The following is a 19,421-nucleotide window of genomic DNA, read 5'->3' on the forward strand; positions in this document are numbered from 1 at the left end:
ATGTTTCAAAGCGTTTTCGGGGGAACGCGGAAATTGTATTGATTGTTTCTGTGCCTCTGAACCCGGCCCCTTGGAGCGGAAACAACGGCTTACGGGATCGCCCCGGCGTCGCCGCCAGGCCGATCCCGCCAGATCGAGGCCAAAACCGGGCCTAAAACCGGACCCAGAACCGAAACGACTTCAGGCCACCAGCACCTGCTGCATCCGCTGCAGGGCGGAAGCGCGCTCGCTGTCGCTGCCGTTGTCGGCGAAAAGCGCGGCGGCCCGCCGGTAGTCCTCCGCCGCGGCCAGCGCCTCGCCCAGGCGGGCCAGGCAGTCACCGCGGCCCATGTAGGCCCAGGGCTCGGTCGGGTTCAGCGCGATGTCCTTCTCGAAATCCCGCAGCGCTGCGTCCAGGCAGCCCTGGCGCAGATGAAAGCGGCCACGCAGGTGGCTGGCCCGCGGGTGGGTATCGTCCAGTTCCACCGCCCGGTCCAGGTCGGCCTGGGCGCCGGGGATATCGCGCAGCCGCTCGCGCCAGCGGGCCCGCTCCAGCAGGGCCGACACGCAACCCGGCGAAACCCGCAGCGCCTGATCGCAGTCGGCAACGGCCTTGGAGAAGTTCTTCAGAGCGCCGAAGCACTGCGCCCGCTCGATGTAGAGGGGCGCCTTGCCGTCGTGCCCGGCCAGCGCCGCGTTGAGGTCAAGCACCGCAAGGCGGATTTCGCCCAGGCGGCTGTAGCACTGGCCGCGGCGCCCGTGGGCCTGGCTGGAGCCCGGTTCGAACTCCAGCTCGCGGGTGTAGTCCTCGATCGCGCCGTGATAGTCGGCCTGGCGCTGACGCAGCCGCGCCCGGTTGGCAAAGCCCGGCGCAAAGGTCGGGTCCAGCACGATCGACCGGTCGTAGTCCGCCAGGGCGTCGTCCAGCTTGCCCTGCGCTTCGCGGGCCACGCCGCGGCGGTTGAAGATGGTCGCCTCTTCCGGCGCCAGGGCCGCGGCGCGGGTCAGATCGGATTCAGCCTCTTCATGACGCCTGACGCGGCTGAGCGCGGCGGCGCGATGAAACAGGGTCACCACCTGCTCGCCGGCAAGGTCGATCGACCTGGTGAAATCGGTCACCGCCCTCAGATAGTCGTGGCGGTCCAGATGACAGAGGCCGCGGTTCGAGTAAGCCGCGGCAAAGCTGGCGTCGTGGCGGATCGCCGCATCGAAATCGCAGAGCGCACCGGTGAGGTCGCCCTTCTCGCGCCTCACCATGCCCTTGCCGTTGTGGGCCACCGCCCAGCCGGCACCATGGATGCCGGCCTGCTCGAAGTCGTCGATAGCCAGGTAAGTGTAGCCAAGCTGACGATAGCTGTAGGCGCGCTCGAGATAGTACTGCCCATTGCGCGGGTCACAGGCCAGCGCGGCCGAGAACTCGACCACGGCGCCCTGATGGTCGCCGGATTCAGCCCGCGCGAGACCGCGCGCGAAGCAGCCCTCCGCGTCTTCGTGGACTGTCCGCTCCGGCTCCCGCTGCGCTTCGAGCGAGCCAAGCTCTGGAGACAGTTGGCGATCCTGGATCACCGCATCGCGTGTGGCACCGGCACCCTGCGCCGCCGCAGCGTCAGCAGGATAGCGTATGCGGTCGTTGGAGGGCCGCAGGCCTTCGCCATCCAGAAACGTGAAGGCCTCCAGGCCGATCAGGCGGCGCGAACGGCCGTCGAGCGGCAGATCAGCCGGAAAAAGATCGCAGGGAAAGTGTGCAGAAAGCCGCAGACTACAGTCGTTGTTGCCGTCCGTGTCGGCTCCGTTGCGCTGGCCAGCCATTGTTCTCCCCTTACTGGACGTTGCTGCACGCACCATGCAGAGGGGCGGCAATCCTCACTGTGGGGAATGTCACAAGAAGAGACAGACTCGGCGATTCTGGAGTAATCCGGGCGGCCCGCTGCGCCCGTTTTCGCGTTTCAGTCGTAGCCGAACAGCCAGTGCGTGCGACCTTCGGAGAGATTGCGGACCGAGTGGCAGGCATGCCTGGGAATAAAGGCCTCATCCCCGGGTTCGACGACAAAGCGCTCCTGCTCGACGATCAGTTCCAGCCGTCCGTCGACCACGGTCACCAGCTCGTTGGTCTCATGCACGAAGTCGTTCCAGGCCTGGCCGGGGGGATCGTCGAAGCTGTGGCAGGAATAGCCACGGGCCCGCCAGGCCGCCGCGACGGCGGCCGGATCCGGCGCCGCCGCGAAACGCCCCCTGGATACGGTCGCGGCTGCGGTCTTCGTCATTCATCCAGAGTCGGCCGGGCGGACGCCGGCCGCAAGAAAAAAGGGGCGGCCCGAAGGCCGCCCCCAAATCAGTCCGCGCAGGTCAATCCGCCCGGGCGGTGCCGGCATCAGGTGCCGATCTCGCCGCCGTCGTCCTTGCGGATGACCACGACCGAGGGCCGCGGCGGCATGCCTTCGGTGAAGTCGGGCCAGCGCGTGGCCGGATCTTCGAAGGTCGAGTTGCGCTCGAAGCCCGGATAGGCCTTGGTCCCGTCGGTGGCGGGGTGCTGAACCGCCAGGAAGAGGGAGGTGGTATCCGGCGTGAACTTCGGCCCGCAGAGCTCCGCGCCAACGGGGGTGCGGAAGAACATCTTGCTGTAGCCGCGCATGTCGCCTTCGGTCTCCACGCCCCAGAGGCCGTCGGCGGTGCCGGTCTTGGACCAGCCGGAACCCTGGTCGGTCGAGACCCAGAGTCGGCCGCCCGCATCGACGGCGCAGTTGTCCGGCGAACCGAACCAGCCGTTCTCCGAGGTCGCCGGGTGATACTTGGCACCCACTTCCGGATCGTTCGGGTTGCCGGCGATCACAAGCAGGTCCCAGGTATAGCGCAGCGCGTCGTGATCGCCGTTGGGCGGCGTCATCTCGAGCACCTGGCCGAAGCTGTTGGGGCCGCGCGGATTGGGGCCGTCGACCGCATCGGCCTTGCGCCTGGAGTTGTTGGTGAGCATCACGTAGACCTTGTTGGTCGTAGCGCTGGGCTCCACGTCCTCCGGCCGGTCCATCGGGGTGGCGCCCAGCAGGTCGGCGGCGATGCGCGCCTCGATGACCACGTCGGCCTGGCTGTTGAAGCCGTTCTCTGCGGTCAGCGGGCCCTGACCGTGGATCAGAGGCAGCCAGTCGGCGGTGCCGTCCTCGTTGAAGCGGGCCACAAAGAGGGTGCCGCTGTCGAGGATGTCCATGTTGGCTTCGCGGTTGTCCGGATCGTAGCGCCGCTCCGAGACGAACTTGTAGAGATAGTCGAAGCGCTGGTCGTCACCCATGTAGACGACCACGCGGCCATCGTTGTTGATGATCGATTCCGCGCCCTCGTGCTTGAAGCGGCCCATGGCGGTGCGCTTCTTCGGCGTCGAAGTGGGATCGAAAATGTCGACCTCGACCACCCAGCCGAAGCGGTTGGGCTCGTTCGGCTCGGCATTGATGTCGAAGCGCTTGTGGAACTTGGACCAGGCGTACCAGCCGCCCGGCACGCCGTAGCGCTTGTAGTTGCGCTCTTCCGGGTGGCCGTCGACGCTGCCGCCGAAGTAGCCGTGGAAGTTCTCCTCGGCCATCAGATAGGTGCCCCAGGGCGTAATGCCGCCGGCGCAGTTGTTGATGGTGCCGATGCAGCGGGTGCCGCTCTGGTCGACCGAGGTCTTCAGACGGTCGCTGCCGGCCGCCGGGCCCGTCAGTTCCATGTAGGTGCCGTTGGCGGTGATGCGGCGGTTGTACTCGCCGTCGGTGACGACCGCCCAGTTGCCGCCCTCGCGCTTGACTTCGATCACTGTGCCGCCGTGGGCGGCCATCTCGATGTTGACCAGCTCTTCGGTCATGTCCGGGAAGCCCGTGCGGTCCTGGCGGCCGATGCCCGGGAACATGACCTCTTCGCTGGTGTACTCGTGGTTCACGCAGAGCAGGCCGTGGTCGGGATTGTCGGAGCCGTAGGGGAGCCCGACGTAGCCCAGGTAGTCGTTGTTGTAGCCGAACTGCTTGGCCTGGGACTCTGCCGTCTGGTTCGCGGGATCGAATTCCGGCGAGTCGGCAAAGACCGGATCGCCCCAGCGGATCAGGACCTGCGCACTGTGGCCCTCGGCGACATGGTGGGTTTCATCCACGCCGTGCTCGATTTCCGTCCAGACGTAACGGCCGGCGGCGGCCTCAGCCGACTTGGCGCCACCGAAGGCCCCCAGGGTGCTGCCCAGCGCCGTCGTCGCGGCGAGCCCCAGGGCGCCGCGCATGACGTCGCGGCGGCCATAGCGCCGCGCGGCAACCTTGCCGAAAGTCTTGGTCAGTCTGGTGTTTGTAGGAATATCTTCGGAAGCCTCAAAGGCGGCTCCCTTTGAAGCAAATCCGTCGCTTTTTTTCATTGTAGGTGCCTCTCCTAGATGCGGGGGTGACACCGCTTTCGCGGCATTTTTTGGCTGTCTGGTGGCGGGACCCTACAGCAGGTTGATGCTGGACCCATGACACTTCGATTACAAGTCCATGACAGCCAAATTCCGCCGACCGGCAGCCCCGGCCAGCGACGCGGCGCAACGAAAAATCCCGTGTTTTCAAAGGCTAGGCGTGACTCTGCAACCCGAAGAAAACATTCTTCGTAGATCTGCAATGTGAACAATCGAAACCAATTTCCGCCGCCGTCCACATGCGACTGAAACAATCGGATTGCAGGCTCGGCCAGCCCGGAAACAGCCCCCCGGCCGCGCCAAGTCGGGACTTGCGCGGGATGGGCTGGGCGGGCCACTCTATCGACTGGTTCAGACAGATAGCCGTCATGTCCAATCCCTTGCGTCCGACCGACCGACTCGAGGCGTCCCTGGAGGCATTCCAGGAGCCTGTGGCCCTGGCGACCGTGGCCAACGACGGCGCCGAGTCGACCCTGGTCAGCGCCAACAAGGCCTTCGTGCGCGCCAGCGGATGGAGCTCCCAGGAGCTGCAGGGCCGCCGCCTTTCCGACTGCGACGCCGCGCTGATCGACCTGCGGCCGCTGTTCGACCGCAACGGCCAGCGCCGCCACTGGCTGGTCATCCACCACGTGGCGGAAAGGGAGGACGGTGCCGGCAAGCGGAGCGTTCCCGAAGAGACAGCGGCGGCAAAGACCCCAGGGGAAAAGAGCCCAGGGGAGAAGACCGCAGGGGAAAAGACCACGGGGGGCGACGACGGGTTCAGGGCGCTGGTGGAGAGCATCCCCAACGGTGTTCTGGTGCACCGCAATTTCCGCCCGCTCTATGCCAACCGCGCCTGCGCGCAGCGCATCGGCTTCGACAGCGGTGCCGAACTGGTGGCCGAGCCGACGCTGCTGCCCTTCCTGCCCATCGAAATGCACAACCGCGCGGTCCGCCGCCACCGGCGCATTCTCGAGGGCGGCGACCCCGGCCCGGCCCGGGTGCTGCGCTGTCTCACACGCTCAGGCGAGCCGTTCTGGATGGAAGCCACGGAGGAGCGCATCGTCTGGCAGGGCGCGCCGGCGGTCCTGGTGTCGCTCAGCGACGTCACCGATCAGGTCCAGATGCGCCGCACCGAGCTGATGCTGCGCGAGGCGGTCGACAATCTCTCCGACAGCTTCGTGCTCTACGATTCCGACCTTCGGATCCTCCTCAGCAACCGCCGCTTTCACGAGCTCTTTCCCTTCCTGCCGGCCCAGCACGAAATCGTCGGCAAGCCGATGCAGGAGCTGGTGGAGGCCAGCGTCGCCAACAACGTGGTGACCGATCCGCGCGTCTGGCGCGACCGCGAGCAGTTCATCGCCGACTTCATCGCCGACCGCCGGACCAACGAAATCAGCATCAGCGAAGACGCCTGGCCGGACGGCCGCTGGGATCTGGTGAAGGAACAGCACACCCGCTCCGGCGGTTTCGTCAGCGTGCGCACCGACATCACCGAACGCAAGCGCGCGGAGTTCGCCCTGCGCGACCAGGAGAGCCGCCTGGAGCAGGCCCTGGCCGAGCGTTCGGCCCAGCTCAAGGGCATCCTCGCCAACATCGCCCAGGGCGTGACCGTCACCGCGCCCGACATGCGGGTGCTGCTGGTGAACCAGGGCTTCCTCGACATCTTCGAGATCCCCGAGGAACTGGGGCGCCCGGGGGTCCATGCCTCCGAACTGGTGCGCCAGGGCCTGCGCAACGGCAACTACCCGCGTGCCGAGGTGGAAGCGGCCGGCGGCGAAGAGCCCTTCGTTGAACAGCGCCTCGCCAGCATGGCCCGGGTCACCCGCAGCGTCGACCAGCGCACCCTGGCCGACGGGCGGGTCATCGAGATCCGCCAGCAGCGCCTGCCGGACGGCTGTGTCGTTTCCACCTACAACAACATCACCGACCGGGTGCGCACCGAGCGCGAACTGCAGCGCCAGCGCGAGAAGATCTATCAGAACGAAAAGCTGACCGCCCTGGGCGGCCTGCTGGCCGGCGTGTCCCACGAACTGAACAACCCGCTTTCGGTGGTGATCGGCCAGGCGGCGCTGCTGGAAAGCATGGCGACCGACAGCGACATGGCCGAGCGGGCGATGAAGGTGCGCAACGCCGCCGACCGCTGCGCCAAGATCGTGAAGACCTTCCTCTCCATGGCGCGCCAGCGCCCGGCCGCGCGGGTGGCGATCCAGCTCAACCGGCTGATCGACGACGTGCTCGACCTGGTGACCTATCAGCTCAGCACCACCGACGTGGCGGTGACCTGCGACCTGGCGCCCGACCTGCCGCCGGTGACCGGCGACCCGGACCAGCTCAGCCACATTCTGGTCAACCTCTTCATCAACGCCCAGCAGGCCATGCTCAATGCGCCGGCGCCTCACCGCCTGCTGATCTCCACCGCCTACATGGAGACCAGCCATCAGGTGCGCATTGTGGTGCGCGACAACGGACCGGGCATCCCCGAGGAAATCCGCTCGCGGATCTTCGACCCCTTCTTCACCACCAAGCCGGTCGGCCACGGCACCGGCGTCGGCCTTTCGGTCTGCCACGGCATGGTGACCGCCCACGGCGGCTCCATCACCGTGGACAACGCGCCGGAAGGCGGGGCGATCTTCACCGTCCTGCTGCCGGCCGGCGGCGAGGCCCAGCCCGAGCTTCCGGAAACCGCCGAGCCCGTCCTGCAGAGCCAGGAGGAGCAGATCCTGGTGGTCGACGACGAGCCCGACATCACCTCCTTCCTGGTGGAGATCCTGGAGGCGGCGGGCCACAGCGTCGACGTGGCCTCCAGCGGCCAGGCGGCGCTCACCAACCTGGCGGGGCGCGACTACGCCGCGATCATCTGCGACCTGCGCATGCCCCATCTGGACGGGCCGGGGCTCTACGGCGCGCTCAGCGAAACCAAGCCCCACCTGCTGGACCGCTTCGTCTTCATCACCGGCGACCTCTTGAACGAGCGCACCGACCGTTTCCTGAAGAAGACCGGGCGGCCCTGCATCGAAAAGCCCTTCATGCCCAACCAGATCCGCCAGCTCGTCGACGAGATCGCCCAGCGGAGCAAAGGATAGGGGCAGCAAGGCGTAAGGGCAGCATAGCTGCGTGACCTCATGCTGAGGAGGCGGTCCTATGGGACCGCCGTCTCGAAGCACGAGGTCACTCCGTTGGTGCTCTTACTGAAGTCCCGACACACCCTTCGAGACGCGGCCCTCCGGGCCGCTCCTCAGGGTGAGGCATCAGGTCGAGTTCCTTGCGCGCCGCTTCAACGCTTCCCGCGGAGCTGTTCCAGTTCCTCGATGGAGCGCGGCCAGTCCTTTTTCAGCAGCGCCGAGAGGGAGCGGTCGGCCAGCAGCTTGCCGCCGGTCTGGCAGCGCGGGCAGTAGTTGGTCTCGTTGCTGGCGTGGCGGATGCGCTGCACCTTGGTGCCGCAGACCGGGCAGGGCTGGCCGTAGCGGCCGTGCACGGCCATGTCCTTGCGGAAGGCGGTGACCTTCTCCGGAAAGCCCTTCCCTGCGTCCTTGCGCAGGCGCTCCACCCAGTCCGCCAGCGCCGCCCGGGTCGCCTGATAGAGCCTTTCGATCTCGGCAGGGCTGAGCTTCCCGGTCATCGCAACAGGCGACATCCCGGCGCGGTGCAGGATCTCGTCGGAATAGGCATTGCCGATGCCGCTGAAGATCTTGGGGTCGGTGAACGCGCGTTTGACCGTGTGGTTGCGCGCGGTCAGCGCCTCTGAAAACGCGTCCAGGCCGGCCGCCATGACCTCCAGCCCGCCCGGGTCGTGGTCGGCCAGCGCCGCCTCCCCTTCCAGCAGGTAGAGCGAGGCGCGCTTCTTGGAGCCGGCCTCGGTCAGAGTCAGGGTTCCCTCGGCGAAGTCGAAGGCGGCGAGCCCCACCTTGCCCTGCAGCGCCGCGCCCGGCGGGCGCCAGTGCAGCCGCCCGGCGATCATCAGGTGCAGCACCAGCCAGAGATCGCCTTCGAGGCCGATGACGATGCGCTTGCCGAGCCGCCGCAGCGCCACCACGTCCCGTCCCTCCGCCGTCTTGATCGGCGGCACCGCCGTGCGCAGCAGAAAGGGACTGGCCAGCCGGACCTTCTGCAGCCGCTGGCCCAGAATGCGCCGCTCCAGCGCCTCGATATAGACCGTGATGTCAGGCAGCTCGGGCATGGAAGTCAGCTTGGCACGAAGCGAAGGAAGTCGCCATCTCTCATGGAATGCAACCACCGGTGATGTAATAGTGGCGCATTTCCGTGCACAACTCTGGGCGTAGAGGAAGCAATAAGCCAATGTGTGCTAAGAGGCTAAACACAGCGCTGGAATCCGAGGGTGCGGAATTTCTGGTCCTTGGCAATCTCCTGATTCAAGGTGTTCCAGCCTACAAATCGTATCGCCACAACATCGGGCACGATCTCGTCGCGGTAAACCCTGACCGCAACACATCGGTACGCTTGGAGGTGAAATCGCGTTGGGCAAGTGACGCCCACTGGAACATGGGCATGAAAGAAGCTGGAGCGACAGACTTCTACGTCTATGTTCGGCTTAACCGTGGAAACCGATACGGTTCAGCGCCGGCAAAAGACACGGCGCCGCATTTCTACGTGATCCCAGAGAAGACTGCAGATGGTCTGCCCAAGACCGGATGGGGCCAAGCGAGGCTGAAGCATCTCCCAGATGTTGAGTTATACCGTGATCGGTGGGATTTGATCATCGACTTCCTTGGTCGTGTCTGACGCAGCTTGGCTGTCGGCCCACGGATGAACCGGGCACAACCGTAGTGCAAAAGTGGTACGGTGCCGACTTCGGCTAGTGCCGAAGGTACTGTCTACCCACATCCATCTTTCCAAACGATGTAAAACCAGTGCAAAACACCATGACCGATCCGATTCTTGTGCTTCGTGGAAGAAGAGGCGACGCAGAGCCTCAAACGGGCGAGACCGTTGTCGCCACGATCTTCGCGCCGGAGCAATCGGAGCATGGCGACTACTTCTGCCGCGTGAGCCTTCCGACGCTCTATGAAGACGAGAAGCGGATCGCCGGCGTCGACGCCGAACAGGCGCGGGAACTGGCCTGCATATTCGCCCGCGATCTCTTGGCGGGCTTCGGTTTCAACATCACCGCAGAGCACGCGCCGGGCGGCAGCTAGCTTCCTGGGTTAACGGGACCAGGCGCAGGGCTGACACATTGCCCTCCGCACTCCGACCGTGACAGGCCACCCTTCCTGAGTCACACTCTCAACTCTCGATTGGGACAACCAACGACCGGGGCGGCCACGCCCTCAGGAAGACTGCGCGCGCCACGCCGCCACCGTCGGCAAGAGCGGGGAGGGACGCGCCATGACCAATCAGGAACCGGTGTGGCCGAAGAAGACGCGCGAGCTTCACAGCCACCATTTCGATTCGACCATCTGGAACGACTTCAAGTTCAGGGACGACGACGTCGTCATCGCGACCTATGCCAAGTCCGGCACCACCTGGCTGCAGCAGATCGTCAGCCAGTTGATCTTCAACGGTGAGGAAGGTCTTCCCGTGGCGGAGATGTCGCCCTGGCTGGACCTGCGGGTGCCGCCGAAAGAGGTGAAGCTTGCGGCGGTGGAAGACCAGACCCATCGGCGCTTCGTGAAAACCCACCTTCCGGTCGACGCACTGGTGTTCTCACCGCAAGCCAAGTACCTCTACATCGGCCGGGACGGGCGCGACGTGGTGTGGTCTCTCTATAATCACCACGCCAACGCCAACCAGCTCTGGTACGAGGTCCTGAACGACACGCCGGGGCGTGTGGGCCCGCCGATCGAGCCGCCGCCCGACAGCGTCCGGCAGTACTTCACCGACTGGTTCGAAAAGGACGGCTTTCCCTTCTGGTCGTTCTGGGAGAACGTGCGGAGCTGGTGGGCGGTCCGCGACCTGCCCAACGTGCTGCTCGTCCACTTCGCGGCGCTGAAGGCCGACATGCCCGGCGAGATCCGCCGCATCGCCGACTTCCTCGAGACCGAGACCGACGCGGAGCGCTGGGACGACATCCTTGCCCATTGCAGTTTCGATTACATGAAGGACCATGCCGAAGCCAGCGTGCCCCTGGGCGGGGCGTTCTGGGAAGGCGGCGCCCGGACCTTCCTGCACAAAGGGGTCAACGGCCGCTGGCGCGATATCCTGAGCGCGGAGGAGTCTGGCGCCTACGAGCGCAAGGCCGCCGAGGAACTCGGCAGCGACTGCGCCGCCTGGCTGGCCAGCGGGAAACTGCCGTAGCGGGCTCCTGAAAACGTCGAGAACAGAGCACGGTCATGCTTCGAGACGGGCCTTTGGCCCTCCTCAGCATGAGATCAATTCACTGAAATCAGGCCAAACCTCATCCTGAGGAAGCCCCGCCAGGGGCTGTCTCGAAGGATGGCCAAGGGCTCAATCGCCCGTTTTCCGCAGCCTGTCGGCGACACCGCCGCCGCCCATCAAAGAGATTCCAAAACCCCGCCCCTTGCCTTAGGCTCTCGCCCACCATGACCGAATTGCACAGCGTCGAAACCCCCGCGCCGGCGGCGCCCGAGACCTTCACCGACCCTGTGGCTGCCGTCGACCGCCTGTCCATGCTCTACGACGAGGCGACCAGCTTCCTCTGCACCCGCTTCGAGGAACTGCTGGACGGCGGCCGGCCCAACAAGCGGCTGCGCGCCTTCTATCCCCAGGTGGCGGTGACGACGACGAGCTTCGGCCAGATCGACTCGCGCCTCTCCTACGGCCATGTCTCCACGCCCGGCCAGTATGCGGCGACCATCACCCGGCCGGACCTGTTCCGCGACTATCTGGCCGAGCAGCTCGGCCTCCTCTTGAAGAACCACGGGGTGCCGCTGATCGTCGGGCCGTCGCGCACGCCGATCCCGCTGCACTTCGCCTTTCCCGACGGCATGCACGTCGAGGGCGCGCTGGTGGAGCGGCTCGACCGGCCCTTCCGCGACCTCTTCGACGTGCCCGACCTGGCGATCACCGACGATGCCATCGTCAACGGCACCTTCGAGCCGGCGCCGGGCATGCCGCAGCCCCTGGCGCCCTTCACCGCGCCGCGGGTCGACTATTCCCTGCACCGCCTGGCCCACTACACCGCGACCGCGCCGGACCACTTCCAGAACTTCGTGATCTTCACGAACTACCAGTTCTACATGGATGCCTTCTGCCGGCTGGCGGAGGAGGCCATGGCGCGGGAGGACGGGAATTACACGGCCTTCGTCGCGCCGGGCAACGTGGTCACCCCCGCCGGGGCCAAGGCGCCGGTGTCGGGTACGGCGCCGGAGCGCCTGCCCCAGATGCCGGCCTATCACCTGAAAGCCGACGACCACAGCGGCATCACCATGGTGAACATCGGCGTCGGCCCCTCCAACGCCAAGACCATCACCGACCACATCGCCGTCATCCGCCCCCATGCCTGGCTGATGCTCGGCCACTGCGCGGGCCTGCGCAACACCCAGAAGCTGGGCGACTACGTGCTGGCGCACGGCTATGTGCGCGAAGACCACGTGCTGGACGCCGACCTGCCGAGCTGGGTGCCGATCCCGCCGCTCGCCGAAGTGCAGGTCGCCCTGGAGGACGCGGTGGAGGAGATCACCGGGCTGGAGGGCTACGAGCTGAAGTCCATCATGCGCACCGGCACGGTCGCCACCATCGACAACCGCAACTGGGAACTGCGCGACCACCGCGAGCCGGTGCAGCGTTTCTCCCAGTCCCGCGCCATCGCGCTGGATATGGAAAGCGCCACCATCGCCGCCAACGGCTTCCGCTTCCGCGTACCCTACGGCACCCTGCTCTGCGTCTCCGACAAGCCGCTGCACGGCGAACTGAAGCTGCCGGGCATGGCGACGGCCTTCTACAAGCGCCAGATCGACCAGCACCTGCAGATCGGCCTGCGCGCCATGGAGAAGCTGCGTGCCATGGCGCCGGAGCGCCTCCACTCCCGCAAGCTGCGCTCATTCACCGAGACGGCGTTCCAGTAACAGACTCAGGCCATGAACCCGGACGGGCCGCAGGCCGACCCATGCGGAAGATGCGCAGCCCCTTCGAGATCGGAAGCGTTCCATGATGGCGCCCTGCAGACTGCCCGCCCTGGCGGCCGCCCTTTTCCTCCTGGCCGGACTCAGCGTCACCGGCGCCATAGCGGGCGGGGTGGAAGAGGACCAGGAGGTCGTCCAACAGCTCGGCGATGCCTGCGACGGCGGCGAAGCGGCGGCCTGTCATCGGCTGGGGACGATGTATGACTTCGCCCAGGGGGTCGACGAAGACCTCGTGCTGGCCGCCGCCTACTACCGGCACGCCTGCGACGGTGGTCATGCCGCCGGCTGCTACGGCCTCGCCGTCAAACTCCAGCTCGGCGAAGGCGTGGCGCGCGACCCGGTGCAGGCCGACGCCCTGATCCGCAAGGCCTGCGACGGCGGTCTCGCCATCGCCTGCGACAGCCTGCCTCCTGCAGCGAAAGTCGGGAACGACTGAAGCTCCTGCCCAAAACCGTCTGAAAGCGACGTCTCTTGGCGCGCCTGAGACTTCCGTTTCCGTGAAAAATCTGACAAGAATTTCAGGATGGGAGATTCCCGCGATGGCGCCCTGAAGAGCGGCCCGCGGGGGGAACCGGCTGAAAAGACTTTAGCCCGGGAGGATTGGGCCCATGACCGCATCCGCAAGCGAACCGCCCCGCCCGCGCCGCAGCCGCCGGGGCGGTGGCCGGGAGGCGCGCAAGGCCCTGCGCGCGGCCCCACTGGCCGAGGACATCCGCCCGGTGCGCGGCGGGCTGGAGGGCGGCCGCTACCGCCCCCTGGACGACCGCGCCATGCAACGCATTCATGAAAGCGCGCTGAAGGTGCTGGCGGAGATCGGGCTGGCCGACGCCCCGCCGTCGGGCATCGAGGCCATGACCCTGGCCGGCGCGATCCTGGGCGACGACGGCCGCCTGCGCTTCCCGCCCGCCGTGGTGGAAGACGCTCTGGCCGCCGCCAACCGAGATGTCACGCTCTGCGCCCAGGACCCGGCCCAGGACATCAACCCCGGCGGCCGCCGCGTCTACTACGGCACGGCGGGCGCGGCGGTGCATCTGGTCGACGTGGCCCAGCGGCGCTACAGGGAATCCACCCTGCAGGACGTCTACGACGCCGCGCGCATCGCCCAGACGCTGGACAACATCCACTTCTTCCAGCGCCCCATGGTGGCGCGCGACCTGGAAGACCCGACGGACCTGGACCTCAACACCGTCTATGCCTGCGTGCAGGGCACGACCAAGCACGTCGGCACCTCTTTCACCTCGGTCGCGCGGGCCGAAAGAGCGCTGGAGATGCTGCACCTCTTCGCCGGCGGCGAGGCAGCCTGGCGTAGCAGGCCCTTCGTTTCCAACACCAACTGCTTCGTGGTGCCGCCGCTGAAGTTCGCCACCGAGTCCTGCGAGGTGATGGAGACCTGCATCCGCGGCGGCATGCCGGTGCTGCTGCTCTCCGCCGGACAGGCCGGCGCCACCGCGCCGGCGGCCATCGCCGGGGCGGTGACGCAGGCCGTCGCCGAGTGTCTGGCCGGGCTTGTCTACGTGAACGCCATCGCCCCCGGCCACCCGGCGATCTTCGGCACCTGGCCCTTCGTCTCGGACCTGCGCACCGGGGCCATGTCCGGCGGCTCCGGCGAGCAGGCCCTGCTGACGGCCGCCTGCGCCCAGATGGCCCAGTTCTACGATCTGCCCGGCGGTTCGGCCGCCGGCATGGCCGACGCCAAGCTGCCCGACGCGCAATCGGGTTATGAAAAGGGCATCACCGATGTGATGGCAGGTCTGGCCGGGCTGAACATGGTCTACGAGTCCGTCGGCATGCACGGCTCGCTGCTCGGGTTCTGCTTCGAGAGCCTGATCATCGACAACGACATGATCGGCCAGTGCCTGCGCTGCGTGCGCGGCATCGAGGTGACGGAGGACTCGGTCTCGATCGAGGCCATGCGCCAGGTCTGCCTGGAAGGGCCCGGCCACTACCTCGGCCACAGCCAGACCCTGGGCCTGATGCAGAGCGAGTACGTCTATCCCGAACTCGGCGACCGCTCCTCCCCCAAGGAGTGGGACGAGAACGGCCGCCCCGACCTGCTGGCCCGCGCCACGGCGGAGAAGGAGCGCATCCTGGCGGAGGTCTTCCCGCGCCATGTGACCGAAGAGGTCGACGCCGCCGTGCGCGCCGCCTTCGACATTAAGCTGGCGAAGGAACAGATGGGCGGCTAGAGAAGTTTCGACCGCATGCTTCGAGACGACCGCTGCGCGGTCTCCTCAGCATGAGGGCACTCATTACACACTCCACCTCACCCTGAGGAGGCCCGAAGGGCCGTCTCGAAGGGTACGGAAACGCTTCACTGCTTTACCTTAGAGCGCCGTCACTGCAGCCCCGCCGCTGTCCTTCATCGTCAGCGGATTGCGCAGGGGGCGGCCGAAGGGCGGGGCCTCGATCTCGAAAACATCGCCGTCCTGCGGCTTGATGCCGTCGGGAAAACTGAGGACCGCTGCGCCGAAGAAATGCACATGCACGTCGCCGGGCCGCCTGTGCTGCGGGTACTTGAAGTGATGGTGCTCCAGGTTGGCGATGGTATGGCTCATGTTGGCCTCGCCGGTGCCGAAGGGCTTTTCCCAGACGACCGAGCCGGCACGCCGGATGCGGGCCGTCCCCTGAATGTCGTCCGGCGCTTCGCCCAGCAGCAGCTCCGGCCCGAAGGAACAAGGCCTGAGCTTTGAGTGGGCGAGATAAAGATAGTTCTGCTGCTCGATCACGTGGTCCGAGAACTCGTTGCCCAGCGCGAAGCCGATCCGCCGCGGGGTGCCATCAGCGGCGATGACATAGAGCCCGACCAGTTCCGCCTCGTCGCCGCCGTCCTCGGCAAAGTCGACCATGCCGAAGGGCTGCTCCGGCGGCGCGACGATGGCGCCGTCACCTTTGAAAAACCACTCCGGCGGCACGCCGACGGCGCCCGCGGCAGGCCTGCCGCGGTCCAGGCCCCATTTGAACATCTTCATGGAATCGGAGAGCGCCGCCTCCCCGGCCTCGGCAACCGTCTTGTGCATGGAATCACGGGCATCGGCGCTGCCGAGGTGGGTGAGACCGGTGCCGGTGATGAGGCAGTGCGCATCGTCGGGATGATCCAGCGGCGCCAGCAGACGGCGCTCCGCCACCACGGCGTCGTAGTCCTCGGTCGTATCGCCGGCCAGCTCTTGGGCCAGTGCCGCCAGGCTCACGCCCTTGTCGATGGCCCGTTGCGCCAGGTCGTAGACCCGTTCGACGCCGTCGAGCAGACGCAGCGCCGTGCCGCCGTCTTCGGCGATCGCGACCGAGCGGCGATCCTTCCGGGAGATGAACTGGACCAGTCGCATAGCCGGTCCTCCTATCCGATCACGGCGAAGTCGCCGAGGGTATCCTCCGCAACCTCCAGGCCGAGACCGGGCTTGGCGTCGTCGAGGTCGATGAAGCCGTTCTCGGGTTCGGGATCGCCGCGGAAGACGTAGTAGAACAGCTCGTTGCCGATCTCAACGTCGTGCACCGGAAAGAACTCGGAGATCGGGCAGTTCACGTTGGCCATGGTCAGGTGATAGTTGTGCATCTGGCCGGCGTGGGGCACCACGGGCACCTGATAGGCCTCGGCCAGGGCGTTGATCTTCTGCGCGGCGGTAATGCCGCCGACCCTGTTGGTGTCGTACTGGATGACGCTGACCGCGCCGAGGTCGAGCAGTTGGCGGAAGCCGAACAGCGTGAACTCGTGCTCGCCGCCGGAGATCGGAACACCCATGGCGTTCAGTTCGGCGTAGCCGTGCAGGTCGTCGGCGATCACCGGCTCCTCCAGCCAGCGTGGATCGAAGGGGGCGAGGCGCGGGATCATGCGCTTGGCATAGTCCAGGTTCCAGCCCATGTAGCATTCCAGCATGAGGTCGCGGTCATAGCCGATGACTTCCCGCAGGGCCTCGACGCGCCTGATGTTTTCGCGCATTCCCTGCGGCCCGTCCTTGGGACCCCAGCCGAAGCGCATCTTCATCATCGAGAAGCCCTGATCGACGTAGCTCTGGGCCTCGGCCTGCATGGCATCGATGCTGTCGGAATAGAGCTTCGAGGCATAGACCGGGATCTTCTCCTTGGTGCGTCCGCCGAGCAGCTTGAAGACCGGCTTGCCCGCTGCCTTTCCCATGAGATCCCAGATGGCGATGTCGAGGGCGGAGATCGCGGTCATGCCGACGCCCTTGCGGCCCCAGGCCAGGGTGCGGCGGTACATCTTCTCCCAGAGGTAGGCGTAGTCGAAAGGGTCCTCGCCGATCACCAGGGGCGCCAGGTAGAGATCGATGGTGTGCTTCACCAGTTGCGGCGCCAGGGCGGCGTTGCCGATCCCCACCAGGCCGTCGTCGGTTTCCACCTCGCAGACCAGCCACTCGTGGAAGCGGAAGGATCCCATGGCATCGCCGCGCTCGTAAAGCGCGTCGGAAGCGTTGGTGCAGAAGTTGGGCTGCGGCGGAACGGTTTTCCCCTTCCACTGCAGCACCCTTGTCCGAACCTTCGTGATCTTCATAGCATGCGGCCTCAAGCTGCCCGGTCGCGGCGGTTGGCCGCCATCTGCGCGCACATCATGAAAGCCCGGCGCGCCGGTTCCACGTTGGCGCGGTTCTGGCCGACGATGTCGAAGGCCGTCCCGTGGGCCGGCGTGGTCATCGGAAAAGGAAGGCCGCTGAGAACCGAGACACCCATGTGAAATCCGAGAAGCTTGATCGCGATCTGGCCCTGGTCGTGATACATGCTGACCGCACAGTCGTAGTCGCCGTCGCGGACCTTGATATAGAGCGTGTCCGAGGGGAAGGGCCCGTCGCAGGCGATCTGCAGCGCCCGCGCGCGTTCCACGGCCGGGGCGATGATCTCGATCTCCTCCCGCCCGATCTTGCCGCCGTCGCCGGCGTGGGGATTGAGCGCGGCCACGGCGATCCTGGGACGGGCAAAGCCGGCCTCTTTCAGGGTTCGGTCGGCCAGTTTCACCGAGGCGACGATCTCCTCCTGCGACAGCCGTTCGGCCACTTCGCGCAGCGGCACATGCGAAGTGACACGGGCGTTCCACATGCCGTCGATGACGTTGAACTCGCTGACGCGGCTGCGCTCGCCGACGCGCGTACGCGCCCATTGGCTCTCGTCTTCTTCCCCCAGGCCGGCCAGGTGCATGGCCTCCTTGTTGAAGGGCATGAAGCAAAGACCGTCGGTCAGGCCCGCCTTGCAGAGGTCGAGCGCTTTGCCGAAGCAGGTGAGCACGGCCTGCCCGGCCGCGGCGGAAACCACGCCCGGCGTCACCTCCTGCACCGCCGCGTCCGGCAGATCGAGCAGGTTGATCGCGCTTTCGGACCAGTCCGCATCTTCGGCCGTCGCGATTGCGTGGACAGGAATCGCCTCGCCCGCAACGGCGCAGCCGGCCTCGAAGACACCGCGGTCGGAAAGCACCAGGATGTCTGCGGCCTCGCGCACCTCCGCATGGGCCAGAAGTTTGGCCATCAGTTCCGGGCCGATGCCCGTTGCGTCTCCCTGCACCAAGGCGATCTTGGGTTTCATGTCAGGTCCTATCGGTAAAAATGTTCAACGAGGGTCATGGGAATGGCCGGCACATAGGTGACCAGCAGAACCATCACCGCCAGCACAACGATGAAGGCCAGGTTGGTCCGGGTCGTCGCCCAGATGTCGGTCTTGGCGATGGAACAGGCGGTGACCAGAACACTGGCGACCGGCGGGGTCTGCTGACCGATGGCGAGGTTCAGGGTCAGAATGATCCCGAAGTGCACGGGGTCGATGCCGACGGCGTGGATGAGGGGCAGCACGATGGGTACGACGAGGATGATCGCCGCCGCCCCATGCAGGAACATGCCCAACACCAGCAGCAGGATGTTCAGGAGAATCAGGACGACATACTGGTTGCTGGTCGCCTCGGTGATGGCGCGGGCCAGGTTCTGCGGCAGTTCGATCTCGGTCAGGTGCAGGCCCAGAACCGCGGAGGTGGCCACCAGCAGCATCACCACCGCGGTCTGGGTGACCCCTTCGATCATGGCGCCGTAGAGATCGCCGAGCCGCAGCTCGCGATAGATGACGCCGCCGATCAGCAGCGCGGCGAGGACCGCCAGACCCGCGCCCTCGGTGGCGGTGACGATGCCGCCGAAAATGCCGCCCAGGATGATCACCGGCAGCAGCAGCGCCCAGAAGGCCTCCCGCGCCGCCGCCCCCAGGCGCGGCAGGGAGAAGGCTTCCTCGCGCGGCAGGTCGTAGCGCACCGCGAACCAGTAGCAGAGGCAGAGCATGGCGAAGCCGCCGAGCAGGCCGGGCACGATACCGGCGACGAAGAGCTGAACGATCGAGGTGTCCGCCATGGCGCCGTAGAGGATCATCGGGATCGACGGCGGGATAATGATGGCCAGCGAGGCTGAGGAAGAGGTCACGGCTGCAGCGAAGGTCGGTCTGTAGCGCCGCTTCTTCATCGCCGGGATCAGCACGGAGCCGATGGCGGCAACGTCGGCGACGGCCGAGCCCGAGATCTCCGCAAAAAACAGCGAAACCCCGACGTTGACCATGGCAAGGCCGCCGCGAGCGAAACCGACCAGCGCCGAGACGAAGGCGATGAGCCGGCGCGATATGCCGCCGGTGTTCATCAGCGCGCCCGCCAGGATGAACAGGGGAATGGCGATCAGGGGAAAGGAGGTCGCGCCGTCGAAGAGCGTGAGCGCGGCGTTGTAGAGACCGAGTTCGCCGTTCATCGCAACCATGCCCACCAGGGCGACGGCACAGATCGCCACCGCTATGGGCACGTTGATGAGGATGAGGGCCAGCAGGCCGATGAGGATCAGCACGGCCGTCATCGCCGCGCCTCCCGCTCGGCCTTGGCGATCTCGGCTTCGATCTCCTCGGCTTCGGCGTCGCGCCCTGCCTGGCTGCGCGCCCAGGCGGCCGGCGTCGAGAGAACCTGCGCCAGAATGAAGAGAGCGCAACCGATGGGCACGACCGACTGGGTTACCTGCAGCGGCACCCAGTCCAGCGCGACCAGGGTTTCCCCGGCCATC

At 66.5% G+C, this 19,421-nt stretch carries 15 protein-coding genes and 1 pseudogene; 7 read left to right on the plus strand and 9 right to left on the minus strand.

The window, feature by feature from the left end:
- Positions 1 to 180 precede the first annotated feature (180 nt).
- The 3 genes from Q0982_RS17325 to Q0982_RS17335 form a co-directional block, all read right to left on the minus strand.
- On the minus strand, positions 181 to 1,788 hold the full coding sequence (locus Q0982_RS17325) for a tetratricopeptide repeat protein (RefSeq protein ID WP_299397569.1): 1,608 nt from the start codon (positions 1,786 to 1,788) through the stop codon (positions 181 to 183).
- Between the two features lie 137 nt (positions 1,789 to 1,925).
- Complete coding sequence (locus Q0982_RS17330; protein ID WP_299397570.1) at positions 1,926 to 2,243, minus strand: cupin domain-containing protein; 318 nt, start codon at positions 2,241 to 2,243, stop codon at positions 1,926 to 1,928.
- A gap of 107 nt (positions 2,244 to 2,350) precedes the next feature.
- Entirely contained in the window at positions 2,351 to 4,345 is a 1,995-nt protein-coding gene (locus Q0982_RS17335) for a PhoX family phosphatase (protein WP_299397571.1), read from the minus strand.
- Positions 4,346 to 4,752: 407 nt separating this feature from the next.
- Between Q0982_RS17335 and Q0982_RS17340 the strand changes: the two genes are divergently transcribed.
- Positions 4,753 to 7,449: a PAS-domain containing protein gene (locus Q0982_RS17340; RefSeq protein WP_299397572.1), complete on the plus strand. Its 2,697-nt coding sequence runs from the start codon at positions 4,753 to 4,755 to the stop codon at positions 7,447 to 7,449.
- 191 nt (positions 7,450 to 7,640) lie between these two features.
- On the opposite strand, the gene Q0982_RS17345 is transcribed toward Q0982_RS17340, so the two are convergent.
- Positions 7,641 to 8,543 carry an Fpg/Nei family DNA glycosylase gene (locus tag Q0982_RS17345; protein WP_299397573.1) on the minus strand — a complete coding sequence of 301 codons (903 nt, stop codon included), beginning with the start codon at positions 8,541 to 8,543 and terminating at the stop codon, positions 7,641 to 7,643.
- Positions 8,544 to 8,662: 119 nt separating this feature from the next.
- Here Q0982_RS17345 and Q0982_RS17350 point away from each other — a divergent pair, with 119 nt between their 5' ends.
- From Q0982_RS17350 to Q0982_RS17375, 6 genes are all read left to right on the plus strand, one after another.
- Complete coding sequence (locus Q0982_RS17350) at positions 8,663 to 9,106, plus strand: hypothetical protein (RefSeq protein ID WP_299397575.1); 444 nt, start codon at positions 8,663 to 8,665, stop codon at positions 9,104 to 9,106.
- Positions 9,107 to 9,246: 140 nt separating this feature from the next.
- Positions 9,247 to 9,519, plus strand: a complete 273-nt coding sequence (locus tag Q0982_RS17355) for a hypothetical protein (RefSeq protein WP_299397577.1) — start codon at positions 9,247 to 9,249, stop codon at positions 9,517 to 9,519.
- Between the two features lie 190 nt (positions 9,520 to 9,709).
- Complete coding sequence (locus tag Q0982_RS17360) at positions 9,710 to 10,618, plus strand: sulfotransferase domain-containing protein (RefSeq protein ID WP_299397579.1); 909 nt, start codon at positions 9,710 to 9,712, stop codon at positions 10,616 to 10,618.
- A 245-nt stretch (positions 10,619 to 10,863) separates the two neighbouring features.
- Positions 10,864 to 12,348, plus strand: a complete 1,485-nt coding sequence (locus Q0982_RS17365) for an AMP nucleosidase (protein ID WP_299397580.1) — start codon at positions 10,864 to 10,866, stop codon at positions 12,346 to 12,348.
- A gap of 82 nt (positions 12,349 to 12,430) precedes the next feature.
- A complete protein-coding gene (locus Q0982_RS17370; protein ID WP_299397582.1) occupies positions 12,431 to 12,841 on the plus strand; it encodes a tetratricopeptide repeat protein in 411 nt (136 codons plus the stop codon).
- Positions 12,842 to 13,013: 172 nt separating this feature from the next.
- Entirely contained in the window at positions 13,014 to 14,591 is a 1,578-nt protein-coding gene (locus Q0982_RS17375) for a trimethylamine methyltransferase family protein (RefSeq protein ID WP_299397583.1), read from the plus strand.
- Positions 14,592 to 14,729: 138 nt separating this feature from the next.
- Here the strand turns inward: Q0982_RS17375 and araD1 are convergent, their stop codons facing one another.
- The 5 genes and pseudogenes from araD1 to Q0982_RS17400 form a co-directional block, all read right to left on the minus strand.
- Complete coding sequence (gene araD1 / locus Q0982_RS17380) at positions 14,730 to 15,728, minus strand: AraD1 family protein (RefSeq protein ID WP_299397585.1); 999 nt, start codon at positions 15,726 to 15,728, stop codon at positions 14,730 to 14,732.
- An 11-nt stretch (positions 15,729 to 15,739) separates the two neighbouring features.
- Positions 15,740 to 16,909, minus strand: a complete 1,170-nt coding sequence (locus tag Q0982_RS17385; protein ID WP_299397586.1) for an L-rhamnonate dehydratase — start codon at positions 16,907 to 16,909, stop codon at positions 15,740 to 15,742.
- 11 nt (positions 16,910 to 16,920) lie between these two features.
- A complete protein-coding gene (locus tag Q0982_RS17390; protein ID WP_299397588.1) occupies positions 16,921 to 17,928 on the minus strand; it encodes a PdxA family protein in 1,008 nt (335 codons plus the stop codon).
- Positions 17,929 to 17,936: 8 nt separating this feature from the next.
- Positions 17,937 to 19,220, minus strand: a complete 1,284-nt coding sequence (locus Q0982_RS17395; RefSeq protein ID WP_299397589.1) for a TRAP transporter large permease — start codon at positions 19,218 to 19,220, stop codon at positions 17,937 to 17,939.
- Positions 19,217 to 19,421 (minus strand): annotated as a pseudogene (locus Q0982_RS17400) (hypothetical protein); the annotation flags it as partial. The pseudogene Q0982_RS17400 and the gene Q0982_RS17395, both read right to left, overlap by 4 nt.

The sequence above is a fragment of the Pelagibius sp. genome (assembly GCF_028281305.1).
GTDB lineage: Bacteria > Pseudomonadota > Alphaproteobacteria > Kiloniellales > Kiloniellaceae > Pelagibius.

What these genes read in the sequence shown, in the direction of transcription:
- Q0982_RS17370 (WP_299397582.1), top strand. Translation starts at nt 12,431, where the DNA reads ATGATGGCGCCCTGCAGACTGCCCGCCCTGGCGGCCGCCCTTTTCCTC.
- Q0982_RS17335 (WP_299397571.1), bottom strand. Translation starts at nt 4,345, where the DNA reads ATGAAAAAAAGCGACGGATTTGCTTCAAAGGGAGCCGCCTTTGAGGCT.
- Q0982_RS17375 (WP_299397583.1), top strand. Translation starts at nt 13,014, where the DNA reads ATGACCGCATCCGCAAGCGAACCGCCCCGCCCGCGCCGCAGCCGCCGG.
- Q0982_RS17360 (WP_299397579.1), top strand. Translation starts at nt 9,710, where the DNA reads ATGACCAATCAGGAACCGGTGTGGCCGAAGAAGACGCGCGAGCTTCAC.
- Q0982_RS17395 (WP_299397589.1), bottom strand. Translation starts at nt 19,220, where the DNA reads ATGACGGCCGTGCTGATCCTCATCGGCCTGCTGGCCCTCATCCTCATC.
- Q0982_RS17325 (WP_299397569.1), bottom strand. Translation starts at nt 1,788, where the DNA reads ATGGCTGGCCAGCGCAACGGAGCCGACACGGACGGCAACAACGACTGT.
- Q0982_RS17340 (WP_299397572.1), top strand. Translation starts at nt 4,753, where the DNA reads ATGTCCAATCCCTTGCGTCCGACCGACCGACTCGAGGCGTCCCTGGAG.
- Q0982_RS17330 (WP_299397570.1), bottom strand. Translation starts at nt 2,243, where the DNA reads ATGACGAAGACCGCAGCCGCGACCGTATCCAGGGGGCGTTTCGCGGCG.
- Q0982_RS17365 (WP_299397580.1), top strand. Translation starts at nt 10,864, where the DNA reads ATGACCGAATTGCACAGCGTCGAAACCCCCGCGCCGGCGGCGCCCGAG.
- araD1 (WP_299397585.1), bottom strand. Translation starts at nt 15,728, where the DNA reads ATGCGACTGGTCCAGTTCATCTCCCGGAAGGATCGCCGCTCGGTCGCG.
- Q0982_RS17385 (WP_299397586.1), bottom strand. Translation starts at nt 16,909, where the DNA reads ATGAAGATCACGAAGGTTCGGACAAGGGTGCTGCAGTGGAAGGGGAAA.
- Q0982_RS17355 (WP_299397577.1), top strand. Translation starts at nt 9,247, where the DNA reads ATGACCGATCCGATTCTTGTGCTTCGTGGAAGAAGAGGCGACGCAGAG.
- Q0982_RS17350 (WP_299397575.1), top strand. Translation starts at nt 8,663, where the DNA reads ATGTGTGCTAAGAGGCTAAACACAGCGCTGGAATCCGAGGGTGCGGAA.
- Q0982_RS17390 (WP_299397588.1), bottom strand. Translation starts at nt 17,928, where the DNA reads ATGAAACCCAAGATCGCCTTGGTGCAGGGAGACGCAACGGGCATCGGC.
- Q0982_RS17345 (WP_299397573.1), bottom strand. Translation starts at nt 8,543, where the DNA reads ATGCCCGAGCTGCCTGACATCACGGTCTATATCGAGGCGCTGGAGCGG.